This is a genomic window from Lentzea alba, assembly GCF_011067745.1.
Classification (GTDB): domain Bacteria; phylum Actinomycetota; class Actinomycetes; order Mycobacteriales; family Pseudonocardiaceae; genus Lentzea; species Lentzea alba.
Genome location: NZ_JAAMPJ010000001.1, coordinates 1,611,212 through 1,629,872 on the forward strand (window position 1 = coordinate 1,611,212; position 18,661 = coordinate 1,629,872).

Sequence of the window (18,661 nt, forward strand, 5' to 3'; positions counted from 1 at the left end):
TGCCGCACTAATGTGGTTTTCGTGGACTTCATCGCCCAGATCGAGACCCAGGCTTCGTTGATGCGTTCGGCCGCGTTGAAGGCGGGCCCGGACGCCCCCGTCCCGTCCTGTCCCGAGTGGACGGTGCTGGACCTCGTGCGGCACCAGGCGGCGGTGCACTCGTGGGCGGCGCAGGCCGTCGTCGCCGAACCGGACGCCGGCCGGCCGGAGTGGCCGAAGCCGCCGAAGGACTTCGACGAGGCGCTTTCCTGGTGGGACAACGAACTTTCGGTGCTCATCACCCGCCTGCGCGAGGCCCCGGCGGACCGTCCGGCGTGGACGTTCCAGGGCCCGCTGCAGGCAGGCTTCTGGGCGCGCAGGCAGGCGCACGAGACGTCGATCCACCGGATCGACGCGGAGCTCGCCACCGGCCACGAGCTGCCGTCGCTGGTGTTCGACTCGGAGTTCGCGGCGGACGGCATCGACGAGATGCTCACCGTGATGATCCCCCGCCAGCTGCAGCTGGGCCGCCAGATCGCCGGGACGGGCCGGCTCCTGGTGCACGCCGCCGACGCGGGCCGCACGTGGGAGGTGCACCTCACGTCCGGCGAGCCGCTGGTCGTCACGGACGTGCAGGACTCGGCGGTGGACGCGGACGCCACCATCGCCGGCACCGCCGACGCGATCTACCGGGCGCTGTGGGGCCGTCCGAGCCACGCGATCGTGTCCGGCGACCAGTCCCTGTTGGCGGCGCTGCCCAGGCCGTGACCACCGCAGCGAATACTCTGGGGGCGTGTCATCGCCTGAGCGTCGCTATGTGATCACCTTCGGCTGCCCGGACCGCACCGGCATCATCGCGAGGATCTCGTCGTTCCTCGCGGAGCACGGCGGCTGGATCGTCGAGGCCGCGTACCACACCGACCCGGAGACGGGCTGGTTCTTCACGCGCCAGGAGGTCCGCGCGGACTCCCTGCCGTTCGACGTGGAAGAACTGCGCGCGCAGTTCGGCGAGATCGCTGCTTCGCTGGGCGCGCAGTCGACGTGGACGGTGACCGACACGGGTGTCCGCAAGCGCGTGGTGATCCTGGCGTCGAAGGAGGGCCACTGCCTCTACGACCTGCTGGCCCGGGTGGCGACCGGAGAGCTGGACGTCGAGGTGTCGGCGGTCATCGCCAACCATCCCGATCTGGGCGACATCACGCGCGCCCACGGCATCCCGTTCCATCACGTGCCGTTCCCCGCCAACGACCCCGAGGGCAAGCAGGCCGCGTTCGCCCAGCTCCGGGTGTTGGTGGAGAAGCACGACCCGCACGCCGTGGTGCTGGCCCGCTTCATGCAGATCCTGCCGCCGGAACTGTGCGCGGCCTGGACCGGCCGCACGATCAACATCCACCACAGCTTCCTGCCGTCGTTCATCGGCGCCCGGCCCTATCACCAGGCCCACCGCCGGGGCGTGAAGCTCGTCGGCGCCACATGCCACTACGTGACGGCGGACCTGGACGCGGGGCCGATCATCGAGCAGGACGTCCTGCGCGTGCAGCACGGCGACTCGGTCGCGGACATGGTGCGCAAGGGGCGGGACATCGAGAAGGTGGTGCTGGCGCGCGGGTTGCGGTGGCACCTGGAGGACCGGGTGCTGGTGCACGGCAACCAGACGGTGATCTTCTGAGCCTTACCAGCTCTCCTTGCGGTAGACCGTTTTCTCGCTGAAGTCCTCGTTCTCGGGCTGCGCGGCCTTCCTCGGCTGCTCGGGCAGCGCGGGAACCGACACGTCGGTGTCCAGCTCGTTCGCGTGACTGCCGGTGACCTGGCGGAACTCGTCGAGCACGTTTGTCGCGGCCTGTTCACGAGCCGATCGCACCAACGCGAGGATCTTGCCGGCCAGCTCGGCGTTGCCCTCGATCTTCAGGTCGAGCAGCGCGCCGTTCGAGGCGACCGTGACGGTGACGGACCTGTCCTCGGTCGTCACGGTCGTGCCGGCGGATTCGAGGTTGCGGCGGAAGGCGGCGGCGTTGCGCTGGAGCTCGGCCGTCTTGGCCTCGAAGTCCGCGAGCCATTCGTCGGGCGTCATCGCGTTGCTCATTTCTTGGCAGGTCGGGGGCCGTACTTCTTCTCGAGCGCGGCCGGGTCATCGAGTTCGATTCGTTTCTGGCTGTACGGCTTGCTGGAACCAGTCGGACTCGTCGTCTGCGGATTGGCATCCGAGTAGACGTTGACGTGCAATGAGATGTTCTGCGACGTGCCACGCCAGTAGTCCCGCTGAGCGATTTCCTCCAACTGCTCGACAGACTTCTCCGCAGACTCGTCTCGCACGGTAGCGGTCGCGTAGATCACCTGCCCCTGGTCCAGACCGTGCCGGTACTCGTACTTGGCGTCGACGACCTCTGGTAGTTCCTTCCAGTCGGCCACGATCTGCTTTCCGACCGCTTCGACGTCCTCGTGGTACTGGTCGGTGACGTTGCACCCGGCCAGCACGAAAGCCAGGGAGACCACGGCCAGAGCCTTACGGAAGCTCATTCACGCCCTTCCTCGCGACGTGGTACTTCTGCATCTGTGATTTTTCCGGGTCACCGCCGGTGAAGGCTCCCATGCTGTCTCGATAGCGCTGGATCGACGGATCCGTGCTCTTGTCGAGAGCTCCCGCCGCATCGGTGTAGTTGCCACCGATCGCGTGGTTTCCTCCGGACGTTCCCGTGTTGTTCTCAAAGGTGACGGTCGTGCGATTCGGGCTGTCCGGGTTGTCGCTCGCGTCCAGGTGCGGAACGATGTCGTTGCGGTTCTCGATCGAAAGCACCTGCACGTCGCCAGGAACGTCGATGCGGCCGACCGGCGAGCCAGCGGTGACCACGTGAGTCGCGTTGTAGCCGTTGGCCTTCAGGTCGGTGGTCGCTTGGGCCGCGACGATCCCGCCCTGACTGTGCCCGACCAGCATCACCGGCGCACCGGTGTTGTGGGCTCCGGCGCGATCGAGCGCCTCCTGGATTCCCTTTTGCAGCACGGTGTTGTTGCCCGCCATCGCGTCCACGTTGACACCGAGGTCGTTGGCGCTCTTGGCCTGTCCCGGCAGTGGCCAGTCCTTCGTACCGGGCACGTCCACCACATAACCCGTGACGTTGCCGTTGGCGTCCTTGATGATCCGCACATCGATGTTGCTCGGGTCGTGCTCGTCCGACGGGTCGTTGCGCTCGTTCAACCCGTTGAGGAGGTCCTCAAGGCCACGCGGCGGGTTTTCGTCCTTCGTCGGATCCCCGATGTTCGTGACCACGGCCTCGCCGTCCGGGTAGGTCGCGGCGAGCAGGTCCAGCGTGGTGGCGAGGTCGACCGGGATGCCGAGAGCGCTGAGCATGCCCGGCGACATGCCGATCAGCGTGTCGACCATGCCGGGGTGGTCGACCAGCCACTTCTCCCAGTCGCCGTCGTAGTTCAGGTACACGTCGGTGGCGATCGCACCACCCCCGACCAGCGTGGCTCCGAGCGGGTTGGTGGCCACCGCCAGACCCGCGAACCACCGGCCGGCGTCCAGTCCCTTGGCAGCCAGCTCGTCGGCCATCTCGTAGGCGATCCGGGTGGCCTTCAGCGCCTCGCCACGCAGCCCGATGTCGGCGGAGGTGGCGGTGAGACCGTTCGGTCCGTCGAGCGCGACGGCCATCGCCGCCTCGAACTTGACCACGCCACCGGGGTTGAGCAGCGATGAAGCCAGCACGTCGGGCTCGACCAGGAACTTGTGGCCGGCGGCCGCGGTCTTGAGGGTGTCACCGGCGACGTCGCTGGTGAGGTCGCCCATGGCGGCCAGGTCGTCGTACTAGCCCCCGTTCACTCGCGGTGAGCAAACCATGACGGGGCGAGAGCGCGCACAGGGAACAGGGCGAGATGAGCGGAACTACTCAGCGACCGGGTTCCAGCTCACCTGCTTCGGACCGCGGCCCGTACTCGCGTTCCATCTCGACGACGTCACCGAGTTCAAATTTGACGTCGTCGCTGCTCAACACCTCAGCTCCGGCAGGCGAACTGAACTTGATCCGGAAGTCGACCCGGCGGCCGGTGCCGGTCCAGTAATCGCGTCGGATGATCTCCATGGCCTCGTCGGCCTTGGCGCGGTCCGGCACGGTCGCGGTGACGCTGAGGGACTGCCGGTGGTCCAGGCCGGTCGTGTACTTCACCTCGACCGCCGAGATCCCGTCATGCGCCTTGAGATCGGACTCGATGCGGTCGGTCAGGTCCTCGACGGTGTCGTCGGACGTGCCGCACGCGGTGAGAACGAGCAGCGGCGCCAGGAGCGCGAGACGCTTCACTTGCTCGGCTGCGTCGGTCGGGGGCCGTAGCTGGCCTCGGCGTCGTCGTCGAAAGCGAGGTCGCCCTTGGCGATGGGTTTGGCCTCTCCCGGCTTGTCCGCATAGGGCGGGTCGTCGGTCGAGTAGACGAGGTAGCCGGTGCCGACGTCACGCCAGGTGCCGCGCCAATAGATGCGTTCCGCGATGTCGACCAGGTCGTCGACAGTGGTCGTGGTGATCTTGTCGGCATGCACCATGACCTCGACGGTCATGTGCTCGCCCAGGTCGAGACCATGTCGGTACTCGAACTGCGCGGCGGCGACGTCCGGACGTTGTTTCCACTCGGCGACGATCTGCCTGCCGATCGTGTTGACGTCCTCGTTGAAGTTCTCCAGCACGCTGCATCCGGTCAGCAGCAGGAGAATCGGTAGGAACCTGAGCATCGCGCACCCCCGCCGTGGATCTTGGCAGGGGTGCGCAGTGCGTGCTGGCCGAACTCAGATCTTGTTCGCGGCCCTGCCCACGGCCTCGACCAGCCACCCGGCGTCCGCGGCCGACATGACGGCGGGCGGGGTGAAGCTGACCGTGCGGCCGCGGAAGTCGGCCAGCACGCGCAACCGCAGCAGTTCGCCGGTGAAGATGTCGGCGGTGCGCTTGTCGGGCAGTTCGACGCCCAGGAGCAGGCCTCGGCCGGACGCGTGGGCCTTGCCGGCGACGACGGCCCTGAGGCCGAGCAGCAGTTCGTCGCCCAGCAGCTTGGCGCGTTCGACCAGGCCCTCGGCTGCGGTGACGCGCAGGCAGGCGTTCACGGCGGCGGAGGCCAGCGGTGACACGTCTTCGGAGCCGCGCCACAGGGGTACTTCGACGGCGGCCGTGGCCACGACGGCGGCGATCGGGAGGACGCCGCCGGAGAGGCCCTCGCCCACCAGCAGGATGTCCGGGGTCACGCCGTCGAGGTCGGAGCCCCACCACACGCCCAGGCGGCCCAGGCCGGTGCGGGTTTCGTCGACGATCAGCAGCGCGTCGTGCTCGCGGCACACGTCGGCGATGGCGGTCAGGTAGCCGTCGGGTGGGCACGAGACGCCGCGGACCGGTTCGACGAGCACGCACGCTGGTGGGCCGGACGCCAGGACGGCGCGCAACGAGTCGATGCCGCCGTACGGGACGTCACCGGTGGTCAACACTCGCGGACGGCCATTGGCGTGTGCCAGGGCAACGGCGAACTGGGCGGCCTCGGAGGCCGACGGGAACGTGTGCACGTGGTCGAGGCCGTTGGGCGTGACCAGGTCGAGCATCAGGCGGTCCAGCAACGACGGCCGGCGCACTTGGCCGACGACGGCCTGCACCACGGCCGGGTGGGCGTGGCCTAGCAGCGGAACTCCGTAGCCGCCGCAGTCCAGGTACTCGACGCGGTGGGGATCTACCACTCGGGCGCCACGGGCGGCGCATCCGGTCAGCTGTTCGGTAGCCATTGCGGGGAACCTTTCCTGGGCAGCGCGGCCCGAGGCCGCTCGACGAGACGACGAGCGGACCTGTGTTCCCACTACTCATTCGGATTCCACGACACGTTGGTTCGCCCGGGGCATAGGCTTTTTCTCGTGCGGATCGAAATCACCGACCTCGACCAGCTGCGGGCAGAGCCTGACCTGCGCAAAGCCGTCATCATCGGACTGGACCTGACCCGCGAGGACGTGCGGGTGCCGATCGACGGGGCGCTGCTGCTGGGCTGCACCCTGAGCGAGACGATGCAGCGGCGGGCCGACGCCGCGGGAGCGTTGATCTTCCCGGTCATCCCGGACCTGCCGTACGAGGTGTACCGGTCGAAGCTCTACACGCCGCGGGAGCTGTTCGCGGGCTTCGACCCGGCGAACCCGAAGTCGTACGCGGACACCCCGGACGCGGTGATCTACCAGCACAGCAAGCAGCAGGGCCACCACCCCGACCCGCTGCACGCGCTGGCCGAACGCCTGCACGACCACTCGATCACCGAGGCGCTGGACGAAACGCTGACGGGCTCGCCGGTCGCGGTCATGGGCGGCCACGCGCTGGCCCGCGGCTCGGACGGCTACCGCAACGCCGTCGAACTCGGCGCCGCGCTGGGCCGGTCCGGCTTCACGGTGCTGACCGGCGGCGGACCGGGCGCGATGGAGGCCGTGCCGCTGGGCGTCCGGCTCGGTGAGGCCGACCAGGACGTGCTGAACGCCATCGCGCAGGCACCGTCGTTCGGCAACGACGACGAGTCGATCGGCCGGTGGCTGGCGGCGTTCCCGGAGATCCCCAGCTTCGCGAAGCCGCGCACGATCGGCATCCCCACCTGGTTCTACGGCCACGAGCCGCCCAACCCGGCCTGCGAACTGCACGCGAAGTACTTCGCCAACTCGGTGCGCGAGGAGGGCCTGCTGACCGTCGCGACCGGCGGCATCGTCTACACGCCGGGCAAGGCGGGCACGGTCCAGGAGGTCTTCCAGGACTTCACGCAGAACTACTACGGCAGCGTCGGCCCGGCCGCGCCCATGGTGTTCCTGGGCAAGGACTTCTGGACAGACGAGGTCCCGGCCGCGCCGCTGGTGCAGAAGCTGGCGGCGGGCCGGGAGGCGGAACAGTGGATCCTCGTCACCGACGACGTCGACGAGGCGATCGAACTGCTCGTCAAATACCAGGCCTAGGAGCGTGGCACCGGCTCACTGGTACTGGTAGCCCTCGCGGGAGCACGTGATGACGTCGGTCGCGCTCCGGTCCCAGACGCACGGGAAGCCGTACAGCTGGCTGTCCTCGTAGTAGTTCTTGTTGCACTGGCCCCACTTGTCCTTGCCGAGGCTGGTGATGCAGTGCCCATCGCGGTAGAGGCTGCCGTTGCGGTTGTTCCGCCAGTACACACCTGCCGAGGCGCTGTCGGAGTCCTGGTCCTGCACCCACCAGTGGTCGCCGGCCTTCTCCCAGCAGATCTCGACGGCCACGTACGAGTGACATTCCATCTGCGACTTGGGCGGCGGAGTGCCGGCGACCGCGAACTGCGTCGCCTCGGCAGCGGACGCGGTGGCGGGCATCAAGACGCCCATGACGGCCGCGGCGGCCATCAAAAGAGCTAGCACGAGCTTGCGCATGCGGATACTTCCCTTCATTCGTAAGGGTTTCCGGTTCTGCTACTGGTAGCGGTTGCTCTGCTGGTTGTTGCAGACGATGACGTTGGACGCGCTGCGGTTCCAGGTGCACGCGTTGCCGTACAGACGGCTGTCCTCGTAGTAGTTCTTGTTGCAGTGGCCCCAGTTGCCCTTGCCGAGGCTGGTCATGCAGTGTCCCTGCCGGTAGAGGTCACCGCCGGTGTGGTTCTTGAAGTTCATCCAGTGCACACCGGCCGACGCGCCGTCGTCGCCGTTCTGGTCCTGCACCCACCAGTGGTCGCCGGCCTTCTCCCAGCAGATCTCGACATCCGGGTAGGAACGGCATTCCATCTGCGATTTGGGCGGCGGCGTGCCGGCGACCGCGAAGTTCAGCTCGTACTCGACGTCCGCGGCGACCGCCGACACCGCCTGTACCGGCACGGTCTGCGCGGACGCGGTGGCGGGCATCAAGACGCCCATGACGGCCACGGCGGCCATCGAGAGAGCAAGCAGCAGCTTGCGCATGAAGTTTTCCTCCGGTGTAAGGATTTCCGCCTCGAACAAGGCGGAGGTTCACTGGTAGCGCCAGCCCTCAGGTCCGCATTGGATCGTCTCGCCAGAGCTGCGGTCCCAGACGCACGGGAACCCGGACAGGGTGCTGTTCTCGTAGTAGTTCTTGTTGCAGTGGCCCCACTTGCCCTTGCCGAGGCTGGTGATGCAGTACCCCTTGCGGTAGAGGCTGCCGTTGCGCTCGTTGAACCAGCGGACACCGGCCGACGCGTTGTCGTTGCTGTTCTGGTCCTGGACCCACCAGTGGTCGCCGGCCTTCTCCCAGCAGATTTCGACGTGTTCGATGGAGTGGCACGTGAGCTGAGAGCGGGGCGGCAGCGTTCCGGCGACCGCGAAGTCCCACTCGAAGTCCACGGCCAACGCGGTGGCGGGCGGCATGGCGCCCAGGACAGCCAGCACGGCCATCGAAATGGCAATCACGAACTTGCGCATGAGAGTTGCTCCAGTGGTGAGGCTCAGCCGATCGAGCTGAGCGGCACGGCGAAGATCGCTCGCCGGTCGATGAACGTGCTGCCGTCCTCGGTCCAGGCGTGCTCGGCGACGGTCCAGAGCTTTCCGGCGGTCTCGTTCGCGCCGTGCTCGTGGTAGAGGTCCTCGCCGCCGATGGCCCAGCTGTTGCTGTCCGTGGTGCCACCGACCGAGCCGGTGTGCATCCAGCTGTGGTTGCGGTTCGAGCTGCGGCCGAGGTAGTAGCGGCCATTCCAGGTCTGGACGCCCTGGATGTTGCTGCGCGGCATGGTCACCACGTCCTGCGGGACGGCCTTGCCGTTGGTCAGCACGGGCTGCCTGGTCGAAGCGTCGATCTGATACCTGGCCACGCGGCCTCCGTCGACGGCGGTGTCGGTGCTGCGACCGTTGCGGTATTCGCCGACGACGAGCGTGTCCGGGGTCGTGCTGCGGTCGAGCGACAACGACGAGAAGCACATCCACGTGGCGCTGGGCACGCAGACTCCAGAGGTGGCGTGCGCAGGCTGCCGGTAGGTGGCGACCTGAGGCAGCACGTACTTGTAGTTGTGGGCGTAGTAGGCGTTGCCGCTCTTGCCGATGCTGTCCTGCGCGTCGGACACCTCGAGGAGGCGGTCCATGTCGAACACCCGCAGGCCGACCTTCGTGTCGGCCACGTACAGGTAGTTGTTCAGCCAGGCGATCCCGCCGGCGTGGATCGGGACGGCCTTGAAGTCCGGGGTCGCCGTCTTCGTCGGCTCGACCAGCAGCACGTGCCGGTACTTGCGGTTCTTTATGTCGACGAACGAGATCCGCACGCCCTTGTTCGGCGCTGTCTGGTCGTAGTACCAACTCACGAGCAGCACTCGGTTCTCGCCCCAGAGGCCGTCCTTGTCCGCGTCCGCGGAACCGGTGACACCCTGCGGGATCCAGTACGCGACCTTGCTGTCGCCGGGGTCCCAGCAGAACTTCTCGCTGCTGCGCAGGATCTGATCGGACGACAGCGGGTAGTCCGTCCGGTCGTAGTTCTCCGGGAGCGCCTGCTGCTGCGCGGTGTTGCAGGACGCGATGTCCCGGTTCGCGTCACGCAGCAGGGCGGCGACCGACGTGGTGGTGCCGACAGCGGTCTGCAGCTTCTCCGCGTAGGTCTGCAGACTCCAATCGGGCGTCAATGCGAATGCGCCCGTTGGACGGCTGTGGATTAGGTCGTCTGCCGCATCTTGCGCTTGTGCGTGCAACGCGGCACCCGGCAAAACCAGTGAAGCTGTTAGTAACGCCGCGTACCAGCGTCTGGTCATCGTCACTCCTGCTCAGCCCTGATTTCGTTGCGCCAACAGGTTTAGAGCGAGTTGAGTTGATCAGGCAGTGGCGCAGGCGCTGATCAATCAACTCAGATCAACTGGAGTCCGAGTGGGTAGACGAGAGCGGCCGATCGATCCTGAGGAAGGCCCGGTCCAGCGGTTCGCGTGGGAGTTGCGGCAGCTGCGGGAGAAGATCGGCTCACCGAACTACCGGACGCTCGCCCAACGCGCGCACTACTCCGCCACCGCGCTGTCGCAGGCCGCCGCGGGCGAGCAGCTGCCGTCGCTGGCGGTCGCGCTCGCGTACGTCCAAGCGTGCGAAGGCGATGTGGCCCAATGGGAGCAGCGTTGGCGCGAGGCCGCCAAGGGGCAGGACGACTCGACGCCGTACCTCGGGCTGGCGGCGTTCGGGGTCGGGGACGCGGACCGGTACTTCGGACGAGAAGACCTCGCCGCCGATCTCACCGACCGCATCCGGAGGCAGCGCGTCGTCGGCGTGTTCGGACCGTCCGGGTCGGGCAAGTCCTCGTTGATCCACGCCGGGGTGCTGCCGGCGTTGACGGACTGGACCGTCTTCACCGCGACACCGACGACCTGGCGCGGCGGCCAGGCCGACCTCGTGGTGATCGACCAGTTCGAGGAGCTGTTCACCCACTTCGACAATGCGGTCGACCGGGAGGCATTCGTCGCGTCGCTGCTGGACGGCGACAAACGGGTGTTGCTGGCCGTGCGGGCGGACTTCCTCGGCCACTGCGCCACGATTCCCGCGCTGGTGGAAGCACTGCGCGACGCCCAGGTGCTGGTCGGGCCGATGACCGACGACGAGCTGCGGGCCGCCGTCGAACAACCGGCCGTGCGGGCCGGGCTGAAGGTGCAGCCGGACGTGCTCGCCGCTGTGCTGGCCGACGTGCGCGGACAATCGGGCGCGCTGCCGTTGCTGTCGCACGCGCTGCTGGAAACGTGGCGAAGACGCGAACGCGGCCGGCTGACGCTCGACGGCTATCGGGAGAGCGGTGGGGTCGCCGGGGCCGTCGCCACGACCGCCGAGAGCACCTACGCCGAGCTGTCGAACCGCGGCCGAGCTGTCGCACGGGCGGTGCTGCTGAGGCTCGTGCAGACCCACGACGACGTGAACGACCTGCGCCGCCGGGCCCCGCTCGACGAGGTGCTGGCGGCGGGCAGGCCGACCGACACCGCGCACGTCGTGAACGTGCTGGCGAACGCACGCCTGATCGTCGTCGCGGACGGTGTTGTGGAGCTCGCGCACGAAGCGCTCGTACGCGCGTGGCCCCGGTTGCGGCAGTGGATCGACGACGACCGTGAGTCGTTGCGGCTGCACCGCGACTTCACCACGGCCGCGGCGGCCTGGCAGTCGACCGGCCGTGATCCCGGCCTGCTCTACCGGGGCGCCCGGCTCGCCGCGATGCGCGAACTGGCCGGGCGGCTCGAATGGGCGGTGGCGTCCAACGAGCTGGAGCGCGAGTTCCTGCAGGCGGCGGTGGACGAGGAGAGCGCCTCCAGACAAGCGGCGGACCGGCAGTCTCGCCGGTTGCGCACGCTGGTGAAGTCGCTGGCCGCGTTGACCGTGGCGTGCCTGGCGGTGACGGCGATGGCCGTCGTGCAGAGCAACACCGCCCGCCGGGAACAGCAGGTCGCCGAATCACGCCAGATCGCCGTGCAGGCACAGGATCTCAGCGCGTCGTGGCCGGATGCCGCCGCACAGCTCGCCGTAGCCGCCTACCGCACGTCGGCGACCGCCGAAGCTCGTGGGGCGTTGCTCAGCACGGCGGCGTACAAGCCCGCGCGATCCGTGCTGAAAGATCATCGCGGGCCGGTTCGCGCGGTCGCGTTCAGCGCTGACAGTTCGTTGCTCGCGACCGCGGGCGATGACCACCTGGTGGTGCTGAGGTCATCGTCTTCTGCCGCAGCGCCGACTGTTCTGGCGCAGCACAACGGTTCCGTGCGCGCGCTCGCGTTCATGCCCGGCGGCGCCGTGCTCGTATCTGCGGGCGACGACCGGCGAATCATCTTGTGGGACACAAGAACACACCTGCCGTTGCGAACCATCTCTCTCGACGCCGAGGTACGGGTGCTCGTGCTGGCGGCGAACGGTTCGACCGCTGCCGTCGCGACCTCCGATGGCCTGATCTCCTTGTGGCGCACCGATGACTGGACACGGACGGACATGGTCGTGCACGAACTGGGCGAGGTGCACGCGCTTGCGTTGAACGGATCCGTGCTCGCCGCAGGTGGGGCGAACGGCACGCTGGTGGTGGAGAACGGCACCGCACGCACGTTCACCGATCACGACGCGGCAGTCCGCACGGTGGCGTTGAGCCCTGACGGCCGTACCCTCGCGTCCGGCGGTGACGATCATCAGGTCGTGCTGCGGGTGCTGGCGACCGGCAAGACGTCCGGACTGCGCCGACACGTCGGTGGCGTGCGCTCGGTGCAGTTCGACGCGACCGGCACCAAAGTCGTGTCGACCAGCGATGACGGCAGCATCCGCTGGTGGACGGTGCCCGACGGCGGGTGGCTGACCGGGTTGATCACCCGCACGCACCCGTTCTACGTGGCGGCGCTCAGCCCGGACGGCAACTGGTTCGCGGCGGGCGGCGACGAGAGCGTGAGCCTCTGGAGCCTGCCGCTGCCGCCGCTGACGGGACACACCAGTCCACCGGACGGCATCGCGCTCTCCCCGGACGGTTCGGTGCTCGCGAGCGGCGGGCGCGACCGCCTGATCCTGCTGTGGAACCGGGAGGGCGAGCAGATCGGGCGCATCGACGTGCCGGCGCACGTGACCGCGCTGGCGTTCCGGACCGCGACCGAGATCGTGGCCGCCGACGTGCGCGGTGTGCTGACCTCGTGGCGGACCGACGGCCAGGTCGTGCGCACGTGGCAGGGTCATCGGGGCGCGATCAAGAGCCTGGTCGTGTCCGGCGACCGCGCGGTGACCGGTGGGGTGGACGCCGCGGTCCTCGTCTGGGACCTGAACTCCGCCGAACCGGGCAGGCCACTGCCGTCCGGCCACTCGGGTCCGGTGAACACCGTGGCGTTCCTCGGCGACCAGGTGGCTTCGGGAGGAGCCGACGGCCGGGTGCTCCGCTGGTCCGGTGACCAGGTCGAGGTCGTCCGGGAGACCGGTCCCGCGGTGAAGTCGATCGCGGCCGTGCCGGGCTCGGACCTGTTGGTGGTGGGAGACGCGGGCGGCGAGGTCGCTCTGTGGGGCCGCAACGGCAAGGCGCGCACACTCGTCACCGGCCGTGGCGCCGTCGGAGCGGTCACCGCAAGCCGGGACGGCACGACCGTGGCGGCGGCCGCGAACGACAGCCTGATCACGTTGTGGCAGGTAGCCGACGGCGCGCAGGTCGCGACGCTGACCGGGCACACCGGCCCGGTCAACGCGGTGCTGTTCGACGCCGACGGCGACCTCACGTCGTCCGGACCGGACCCGCGGGTGATCAGGTGGGACCTGGACCCGGACGAGGTGATCGGCCGCCTCTGCGCCTCCGGTTGCTAACGCGCCAGGTCGTCGAGGATCTCGGCGCCCGGCAGCTTCATCAGCACGTCACCCGGAATGAGGATCTTGCTGCCCCGGATGCCGCTGCCCACGACCAGTTCGGGGGCGGCGGCCACCTCGGGCGACACCAGGATCGGCCAGTCCGCGGGCACACCGATGGGCGTGATGCCGCCGTACTCCATGCCGGTCAGCGCGACGGCCTCGTCCATCGGCGCGAACGACGCCTTGCGCGCGTCGAGCCGTTTGCGGATGACGCCGTTCACGTCCGCACGCATGGTCGCCAGCACCATGCAGGCCGCGTACCGGATCTCGCCGCCACGCTTGCCCGCGACGACCACGCAGTTGGCCGAGGCGGTCAGCGGTGAGCCGTAGTGCGCGCAGAACTCGGCGGTGTCGGCGAGCGTCGGGTCGATCTCGGCGACGGCCACCCGATCAACGCCGTCCAGTTCCTTCAACGCCGCCTCAACCGGCCCAGGCACCAAATCAAGCCGCGACAACACAGAAATGGGTTCCAACGACCCAGCGATGGTCCACACCCAACCCATCCTGCCAGCCCGCCACCCCACCCCTGCTTTCCGCACGCGGGGCCCTTTCGTACTGACTGATAGTACGAAAGGGCCCCGCGTGCCGGAAAAAGTCGCGTTGACTTTGACGCTGCGTCAACCTTTACGGTTGGGAAAGAGCGCGAAGGGGGAACCGGAATGGCCTGGTCGATCGCCCAGGTGGCCCGGATGTCGAAGGTGACGTCCAGGACGCTGCGGCACTACGACTCGATCGGGCTGCTGCCGCCGGCCTGGATCGGCGACAACGGTTACCGCTACTACGAGAAGGAACAGGTGCACCGCCTGCAGCAGATCCTGCTGCTGCGCGACCTGGGCCTTGGCCTCGACGTGGTGGCGGACATGTTGAACGGCACGGACCAGCTGACCGTCCTGCGCGACCACCACCGGTGGCTGCGCAAGGAACGCGAACGGCTGGACCGGCTGGCCAACACCGTCGCGCGAACGATCGAAGAACTGGAAGGAGGGGACGAGATGAAACTGGAAGAGCTGTTCGACGGGTTCGACGCGTCGAAGCAGAAGCGCCACGAGGCCGAGCTGGTCGAGCGCTACGGCGAGGGCGTCAAGGAGCACATCGCCGAGAGCAGGCAGAAGCTCAAGGGCTGGACGCGCGCCGACGCGGACGAGTTCATGCAGCAGTGGCAGGACATCGCGCGGGAGCTCGGGGTCCTGTTCACCGCGGGCACGGCGATCGACGCTCCGCAGACGCAGGAGCTGATCGACCGCCACTACCGCTGGATCTGTCTGAGCTGGACGCCGAACCGCGAGTCCTACAAGGGGCTCGGCGACCTCTACGTCGACTCGGACGAGTTCCGGGTGAACTTCGAGGTCAACGGCGACAACATGGCCGAGTGGGTCCGTGACGCCATGGCGCACTACGCCGAGACTCGGCTGCGGTAATACGAATTTTGTTTTCCTAGGCGAATGGCACGGCGGGGCTGCAGACCCGCTTTCCCCATCAGTCCAGCCCGAACGCCTTCAACGCCTCCCGGTTGAACGCCGGCAGGTCGTCGGGGTTGCGGGACGTCACGAGCGTCCACCCGTTCATGTCGCACACCCGGACCTCTTCGTCGGCCCAGTCGCCACCCGCGTTGCGGATGTCGGTCTGCAGGCTCGGGAACGAGGTGAGCATCTTGCCGCGCACCACGTTCGCCTCGACCAGCAACCACGGCCCGTGGCAGATCGCCGCGATCGGCTTGCCCGCCGCCACGAGTTCCTTGACGAGCTGAACGGCGTCGGCGTCCATGCGCAGGAAGTCCGAGTTGGCCACGCCACCGGGGATGACCGCGCCGTCGTAGTCGTCGGCTTTCGCGTCGGCGTACGTCGTGTCGACCGGGAACGCGTCGGCAGGTGTGAGGTGATTGAAGCCGCGGACCTCACCGAGCTTCGGCGCGAGCAGCCGCGGCACTCCGCCGGACTTCTCGACGTGCGTCCACGGATCGGTGAGCTCGACCTGTTCGATGCCCTCCGACGCGACCAGGAATGCGATCTTCTTCTGTTCAGCCATGCCCGTCGGCTACCCGGCGAAGAACGAGACCAATCGGTGCCGCACCTCGGCGCGGTGGGTCAGCATCGGTGACGGCGAGTCGACCAGCCACAACTCACCGTTCGGGAACGCCGCCGCCGTCGCCTTCGCCACGTCCTCGGGGTGCAGCGGATCTCCGACGGCCCCGATGACCAGTACCGGGATCCGCACCGACGCGAGCGCCGAGGCGTCCTCGACGGCGACCTGACCAGGCAGTTCCTCGGCCGCGGTGGTCAGTCGCCGCAGCGCCTCGCGCCGTTCCGCCACGTAGATCGGCGGTCCGACGGTCAGGTCCGAGAGCTGCTGCAACGTGAACGACTGACGCGGCTGGTCCAGCACGGCGGGCAAGAGGAGCGCGACTCGTTGAAAACGATCGGGTTCCAGAGACAGCAGCCGGATCAACGCCCCGGCGCCCAGCGACACGCCCACGGCGTGATCAGCGGGAACGCTCGCGAGGTCGGCGGCGATGCGGCCGTAGTCCCAGTAGCCGGGCGGCGCGTCGGGCGCGTCACCGTGCGACGGCAGCGTGACCACCACGCGGGTGCCGGGCAGCCCGGACGCGGGGATGCGCGCCTCACCGGGCGTGGCACCGAGTCCGTGGGCGACCAGGGTCACCGGCGAGCCCGAACCGTAGGAGTTCGTGATCACCAGCGCGGGCCGCGCTGCACCTCGATCAGCTTCGGGCGCACGTCCACCATGTAGACGAGCACGGCGACGAGGCCGGCGAGCCAGAAGATCGAGCCGAAGCTGTACGGCTTGAACAGCAGCATCGCCGCGGCACCACCACCCGTGATGCCCAGCCAGGCGGGCTTGGTCATGCGCTCGGCCGCCGTGTACGCGTCCACACGCTGGGTGAGCGCGTGGAAGAACGCGAACAGCCCCAGGATGGTGAACCCGAGGTCGGCCACGGAGTACACGACGGTGTCGAGGTACCAGACACTGAAGATCGGCAGATCGAACACCCACCCAGACTACGTGTCGGTGCGGAAACAGGGGAGCGACCCCGACAGGCGGCTCCCCCTCGAACGCGAAAAGGGAGCGCACCGGGTGGGTGCGCTCCCCTTCTCAGCTGACTTCAGCGACTCACTTGGTGGTGTTCGTCGTGGTCGTCTTCTTGGCCGCGGCGGTGGTGCCGGTGCTGCGGGTCGTCGTCGCCGGCTTGCGCGGGGCGGTGCGGTTCGCGGCCTTGCGGGTGGTGCTGCGGACCTCGTGCGCAGCCTCGCCACCGGCCTCGACGATCTCCTCGGCCAGCTTCTCGGCGCCGTCCTCGACCTCGTGGGCGACCTTCTCGCCGATCGAGCGGGTGCGACGGGTCACCTTGCCGAGCACGTCGTCCGCGAGCTCGCGGGCGTCGGCGGCGGCGGACTCGGCGCGCTTCTGGGCGGCCTCGACGGCGTGCTCGACCTGCTCCACGGCCTGCTTGACCTGCGGCTGGGCCTTGATCTGCTCCAGCGTCTGCTCGCCCTGCTCGGCGAGGTAGGTGTACAGGTTCACCGCGGAGGCGGTGTAGGCGTCGACCAGCTTCTTGAGCTCGGCCGGCTGCAGCTTGTCGCGCAGGTCGCCCAGCTCGGTCGGGAGGTCCTTGGCCTGGGTGCGGGCCTCGTCGGCGCGCTCCTTGGCCTTGTTGAGGGCCTCGACGACCGCCTTGGCGGCGAGGTCACCGGCACCGAGCGCGGCGAGCAGCGCCTGGCGTGCGGCGTGGGCGCCCTGCTCGGCGGCCTTGCGGACGTCGTCCTGGGTGAGCTTCGGCATGGGGATCAGTCCTCCTGGTTCTTGGCGGAGTTCTCCCGCCTGAAAGATTCGTAAACGTCGAGCAGCACCTGCTTCTGCCGCTCGGTCAGATCGGTCGCGGCGACGATGGCGTCCGCCAACGCACCGCCTTCGCGCTGCTGGAGGATCCCGGCCTCGACGTAGAGCACCTCGGCCGAGATGCGCAGCCCCTTGGCGATCTGCTGAAGGATCTCCGCACTGGGCTTGCGCAGTCCTCGCTCGATCTGGCTGAGGTATGGGTTGGAGACACCCGCCTGCTTCGCCAGCTCCCGCAAGGAGATCTTGGCGGTGTTGCGTTGCTCGCGGATGTACTCACCGATGTTGCGGCCGAGGTCCGCGACTGCTTTGTCGATGGACTTGTCCACTGTTCCCGCTCCCGTTCCTCGTGCCACCAACTACGTTAGCGACGAGTGCTAGCTATTGCAAGCACCCTGCTAGCAACAGCTGCGTGTGCTCCGCCACAGGGATACCGTGGGAGGTGACATGGACGACGCCGGGGCCTTTCGGACCGAGTTGGCGGACCACCTGCTCGGCGATGGTGTGCTGCACGATTCCAAGTGGCTCAAGGCTTTCCGGGCCGTGCCGCGGCACGAGTTCCTGCCGCACTTCTACCGCCAGACGCACAGCGGCGACTGGGAACGGATCACCGCGAAGCACCCGGACTGGCTGGAACTGGTCTACGCCGACCGTGTCTGGGTTACCCAGTTCGACGGCGACGACACGGTGACCGGCGGCACACCCACCTGTTCGTCGAGCATGCCCACGATCATGGCGATCATGCTGGAGACCCTGGACGTCCACAACGGACAGACCGTCCTCGAGGTCGGCACCGGCACGGGCTACAACGCGGCTCTTCTGTGCCACGCCGTGGGTTCGGACAACGTGACCACGATCGACGTCGACCCGAACATCTCGCAACGAGCCCAAGATCGCTTGCACCGCAACGGGTTCTTCCCGACCTGTGTCGCGGGCGACGGAGCGCTCGGCCATCTGGGGCGCGCACCGTACGACCGCCTGCTCGCCACGTGCTCCGTCGCGACCATCCCGCCCGCCTGGCTGGAGCAGACCCGGCCCGGCGGTCTGGTGGTGACGACGCTGCACCGCCCGATCGGCGCCGGGCTGGTGCTGATCGTGTCGAACGGTGACGGCACCGGCGAGGGCCGGGTGCTCGCGGAGGACGGCCGGTTCATGCCGATGCGCGCGCACGCCCATCCGCCGACGCTCGCGGGCTCCGGCGGGTACGACCGCCGCGCCACCACGTTGCCGCTGAACACGGTGGTCGACCCGGCCAGCCCGTTCGAGTTCTTCGCGGGCATCGCGCTGCCGGGAGTGGCCGCGGGCCAGGACTGGCTGGCCCATCCGGACGGTTCCTGGGTGCACCACCACGGCTCGCACGTCGACCAAGGTGGCCCGCGCAAGCTCTGGGACCTCGCCGAGCAGGCCGTCGTCGAATGGCACGACCTGGGCAGACCCCGTCGGCACCAGTTCGGGATCACGGTCGGGCCGACCGGCCAGTTCCTGACCCTGAACGACCTCCGATGGCCGCTGTGATCAAGAACGAACGTCACGACACGGGTCACTGAATCGACCCCTGACGGATGCGGTGCGTCATGATGCGAC

General features: G+C 68.3%; 22 protein-coding genes. 6 read left to right on the forward strand and 16 right to left on the reverse strand.

Annotation, left to right across the window (positions count from 1 at the left end):
* Nucleotides 1–21 precede the first annotated feature (21 nt).
* Nucleotides 22–747, forward strand: a complete 726-nt coding sequence (locus G7043_RS07855) for a maleylpyruvate isomerase family mycothiol-dependent enzyme (protein WP_313887745.1) — start codon at nucleotides 22–24, stop codon at nucleotides 745–747.
* A gap of 25 nt (nucleotides 748–772) precedes the next feature.
* Nucleotides 773–1,648 carry a formyltetrahydrofolate deformylase gene (gene purU, locus G7043_RS07860; protein WP_166044792.1) on the forward strand — a complete coding sequence of 292 codons (876 nt, stop codon included), beginning with the start codon at nucleotides 773–775 and terminating at the stop codon, nucleotides 1,646–1,648.
* Nucleotides 1,649–1,651: 3 nt separating this feature from the next.
* Here purU and G7043_RS07865 read toward each other — a convergent pair whose 3' ends face one another.
* The 6 genes from G7043_RS07865 to G7043_RS07890 all read right to left on the reverse strand — a co-directional run bounded on the left by G7043_RS07865 (nucleotide 1,652) and on the right by G7043_RS07890 (nucleotide 5,722).
* A complete protein-coding gene (locus G7043_RS07865) occupies nucleotides 1,652–2,050 on the reverse strand; it encodes a YbaB/EbfC family nucleoid-associated protein (RefSeq protein WP_166044793.1) in 399 nt (132 codons plus the stop codon).
* Nucleotides 2,051–2,058: 8 nt separating this feature from the next.
* A complete protein-coding gene (locus G7043_RS07870) occupies nucleotides 2,059–2,496 on the reverse strand; it encodes a hypothetical protein (protein ID WP_166044794.1) in 438 nt (145 codons plus the stop codon).
* Complete coding sequence (locus G7043_RS07875; protein ID WP_166044795.1) at nucleotides 2,483–3,763, reverse strand: lipase family protein; 1,281 nt, start codon at nucleotides 3,761–3,763, stop codon at nucleotides 2,483–2,485. The genes G7043_RS07870 and G7043_RS07875 overlap by 14 nt, the downstream gene beginning before the upstream one ends.
* 100 nt (nucleotides 3,764–3,863) lie before the next feature.
* On the reverse strand, nucleotides 3,864–4,271 hold the full coding sequence (locus G7043_RS07880) for a hypothetical protein (RefSeq protein ID WP_166044796.1): 408 nt from the start codon (nucleotides 4,269–4,271) through the stop codon (nucleotides 3,864–3,866).
* On the reverse strand, nucleotides 4,268–4,693 hold the full coding sequence (locus G7043_RS07885; protein WP_166044797.1) for a hypothetical protein: 426 nt from the start codon (nucleotides 4,691–4,693) through the stop codon (nucleotides 4,268–4,270). The genes G7043_RS07880 and G7043_RS07885 overlap by 4 nt, the downstream gene beginning before the upstream one ends.
* A gap of 54 nt (nucleotides 4,694–4,747) precedes the next feature.
* Complete coding sequence (locus G7043_RS07890; protein ID WP_166044798.1) at nucleotides 4,748–5,722, reverse strand: aminotransferase class III-fold pyridoxal phosphate-dependent enzyme; 975 nt, start codon at nucleotides 5,720–5,722, stop codon at nucleotides 4,748–4,750.
* 126 nt (nucleotides 5,723–5,848) lie between these two features.
* Between G7043_RS07890 and G7043_RS07895 the strand changes: the two genes are divergently transcribed.
* Nucleotides 5,849–6,916, forward strand: coding sequence for an LOG family protein (locus G7043_RS07895; RefSeq protein ID WP_166044799.1), 1,068 nt, complete (start codon nucleotides 5,849–5,851; stop codon nucleotides 6,914–6,916).
* Between the two features lie 15 nt (nucleotides 6,917–6,931).
* Here the strand turns inward: G7043_RS07895 and G7043_RS07900 are convergent, their stop codons facing one another.
* The 4 genes from G7043_RS07900 to G7043_RS07915 are packed head-to-tail and all read right to left on the reverse strand — an operon-like array spanning nucleotide 6,932 to nucleotide 9,537.
* Nucleotides 6,932–7,354 (reverse strand): hypothetical protein, encoded by a 423-nt coding sequence (locus G7043_RS07900; RefSeq protein WP_166044800.1) that lies wholly within the window; start codon nucleotides 7,352–7,354, stop codon nucleotides 6,932–6,934.
* A 39-nt stretch (nucleotides 7,355–7,393) separates the two neighbouring features.
* The gene (locus G7043_RS07905; protein ID WP_166044801.1) at nucleotides 7,394–7,876 is read right to left on the reverse strand and encodes a hypothetical protein; all 483 of its coding nucleotides are present in this window, start codon (nucleotides 7,874–7,876) and stop codon (nucleotides 7,394–7,396) included.
* A 48-nt stretch (nucleotides 7,877–7,924) separates the two neighbouring features.
* The gene (locus tag G7043_RS07910; protein WP_166044802.1) at nucleotides 7,925–8,353 is read right to left on the reverse strand and encodes a hypothetical protein; all 429 of its coding nucleotides are present in this window, start codon (nucleotides 8,351–8,353) and stop codon (nucleotides 7,925–7,927) included.
* Between the two features lie 23 nt (nucleotides 8,354–8,376).
* Nucleotides 8,377–9,537 carry a hypothetical protein gene (locus tag G7043_RS07915; protein ID WP_166044803.1) on the reverse strand — a complete coding sequence of 387 codons (1,161 nt, stop codon included), beginning with the start codon at nucleotides 9,535–9,537 and terminating at the stop codon, nucleotides 8,377–8,379.
* 238 nt (nucleotides 9,538–9,775) lie between these two features.
* Between G7043_RS07915 and G7043_RS49805 the strand changes: the two genes are divergently transcribed.
* The gene (locus G7043_RS49805) at nucleotides 9,776–13,186 is read left to right on the forward strand and encodes an nSTAND1 domain-containing NTPase (protein ID WP_166044804.1); all 3,411 of its coding nucleotides are present in this window, start codon (nucleotides 9,776–9,778) and stop codon (nucleotides 13,184–13,186) included.
* On the opposite strand, the gene G7043_RS07925 is transcribed toward G7043_RS49805, so the two are convergent.
* Nucleotides 13,183–13,731, reverse strand: coding sequence for a YbaK/EbsC family protein (locus G7043_RS07925; protein ID WP_166044805.1), 549 nt, complete (start codon nucleotides 13,729–13,731; stop codon nucleotides 13,183–13,185). The two genes, G7043_RS49805 and G7043_RS07925, sit on opposite strands and share 4 nt — an antisense overlap.
* A 156-nt stretch (nucleotides 13,732–13,887) precedes the next feature.
* On the opposite strand from G7043_RS07925, the gene G7043_RS07930 reads away from it, so the two are divergent.
* The gene (locus tag G7043_RS07930) at nucleotides 13,888–14,646 is read left to right on the forward strand and encodes a MerR family transcriptional regulator (RefSeq protein WP_166044806.1); all 759 of its coding nucleotides are present in this window, start codon (nucleotides 13,888–13,890) and stop codon (nucleotides 14,644–14,646) included.
* Between the two features lie 58 nt (nucleotides 14,647–14,704).
* Here the strand turns inward: G7043_RS07930 and G7043_RS07935 are convergent, their stop codons facing one another.
* The 5 genes from G7043_RS07935 to G7043_RS07955 form a co-directional block, all read right to left on the reverse strand.
* The gene (locus tag G7043_RS07935) at nucleotides 14,705–15,253 is read right to left on the reverse strand and encodes a type 1 glutamine amidotransferase domain-containing protein (RefSeq protein WP_166044807.1); all 549 of its coding nucleotides are present in this window, start codon (nucleotides 15,251–15,253) and stop codon (nucleotides 14,705–14,707) included.
* A 9-nt stretch (nucleotides 15,254–15,262) separates the two neighbouring features.
* Nucleotides 15,263–15,919, reverse strand: coding sequence for an alpha/beta fold hydrolase (locus tag G7043_RS07940; RefSeq protein WP_166044808.1), 657 nt, complete (start codon nucleotides 15,917–15,919; stop codon nucleotides 15,263–15,265).
* Entirely contained in the window at nucleotides 15,916–16,188 is a 273-nt protein-coding gene (locus G7043_RS07945; RefSeq protein ID WP_166044989.1) for a DUF2516 family protein, read from the reverse strand. The genes G7043_RS07940 and G7043_RS07945 overlap by 4 nt, the downstream gene beginning before the upstream one ends.
* A 166-nt stretch (nucleotides 16,189–16,354) precedes the next feature.
* Complete coding sequence (locus tag G7043_RS07950) at nucleotides 16,355–17,023, reverse strand: hypothetical protein (RefSeq protein ID WP_207310595.1); 669 nt, start codon at nucleotides 17,021–17,023, stop codon at nucleotides 16,355–16,357.
* A gap of 5 nt (nucleotides 17,024–17,028) precedes the next feature.
* A complete protein-coding gene (locus G7043_RS07955) occupies nucleotides 17,029–17,406 on the reverse strand; it encodes a helix-turn-helix domain-containing protein (RefSeq protein ID WP_166044809.1) in 378 nt (125 codons plus the stop codon).
* A 118-nt stretch (nucleotides 17,407–17,524) separates the two neighbouring features.
* On the opposite strand from G7043_RS07955, the gene G7043_RS07960 reads away from it, so the two are divergent.
* Complete coding sequence (locus G7043_RS07960; RefSeq protein ID WP_166044810.1) at nucleotides 17,525–18,592, forward strand: methyltransferase domain-containing protein; 1,068 nt, start codon at nucleotides 17,525–17,527, stop codon at nucleotides 18,590–18,592.
* Nucleotides 18,593–18,661: the final 69 nt, after the last annotated feature.

Excerpts from the sequence above, each read along its gene's own strand:
- G7043_RS07905 (WP_166044801.1), bottom strand. The coding sequence starts at position 7,876 with ATGCGCAAGCTGCTGCTTGCTCTCTCGATGGCCGCCGTGGCCGTCATG.
- G7043_RS07930 (WP_166044806.1), top strand. The coding sequence starts at position 13,888 with ATGGCCTGGTCGATCGCCCAGGTGGCCCGGATGTCGAAGGTGACGTCC.
- G7043_RS07870 (WP_166044794.1), bottom strand. The coding sequence starts at position 2,496 with ATGAGCTTCCGTAAGGCTCTGGCCGTGGTCTCCCTGGCTTTCGTGCTG.
- G7043_RS07875 (WP_166044795.1), bottom strand. The coding sequence starts at position 3,763 with ATGGGCGACCTCACCAGCGACGTCGCCGGTGACACCCTCAAGACCGCG.
- G7043_RS07925 (WP_166044805.1), bottom strand. The coding sequence starts at position 13,731 with ATGGGTTGGGTGTGGACCATCGCTGGGTCGTTGGAACCCATTTCTGTG.
- G7043_RS07900 (WP_166044800.1), bottom strand. The coding sequence starts at position 7,354 with ATGCGCAAGCTCGTGCTAGCTCTTTTGATGGCCGCCGCGGCCGTCATG.
- G7043_RS07890 (WP_166044798.1), bottom strand. The coding sequence starts at position 5,722 with ATGGCTACCGAACAGCTGACCGGATGCGCCGCCCGTGGCGCCCGAGTG.
- G7043_RS07960 (WP_166044810.1), top strand. The coding sequence starts at position 17,525 with ATGGACGACGCCGGGGCCTTTCGGACCGAGTTGGCGGACCACCTGCTC.
- G7043_RS07865 (WP_166044793.1), bottom strand. The coding sequence starts at position 2,050 with ATGACGCCCGACGAATGGCTCGCGGACTTCGAGGCCAAGACGGCCGAG.
- G7043_RS07885 (WP_166044797.1), bottom strand. The coding sequence starts at position 4,693 with ATGCTCAGGTTCCTACCGATTCTCCTGCTGCTGACCGGATGCAGCGTG.
- G7043_RS07910 (WP_166044802.1), bottom strand. The coding sequence starts at position 8,353 with ATGCGCAAGTTCGTGATTGCCATTTCGATGGCCGTGCTGGCTGTCCTG.
- G7043_RS07950 (WP_207310595.1), bottom strand. The coding sequence starts at position 17,023 with ATGCCGAAGCTCACCCAGGACGACGTCCGCAAGGCCGCCGAGCAGGGC.
- G7043_RS07935 (WP_166044807.1), bottom strand. The coding sequence starts at position 15,253 with ATGGCTGAACAGAAGAAGATCGCATTCCTGGTCGCGTCGGAGGGCATC.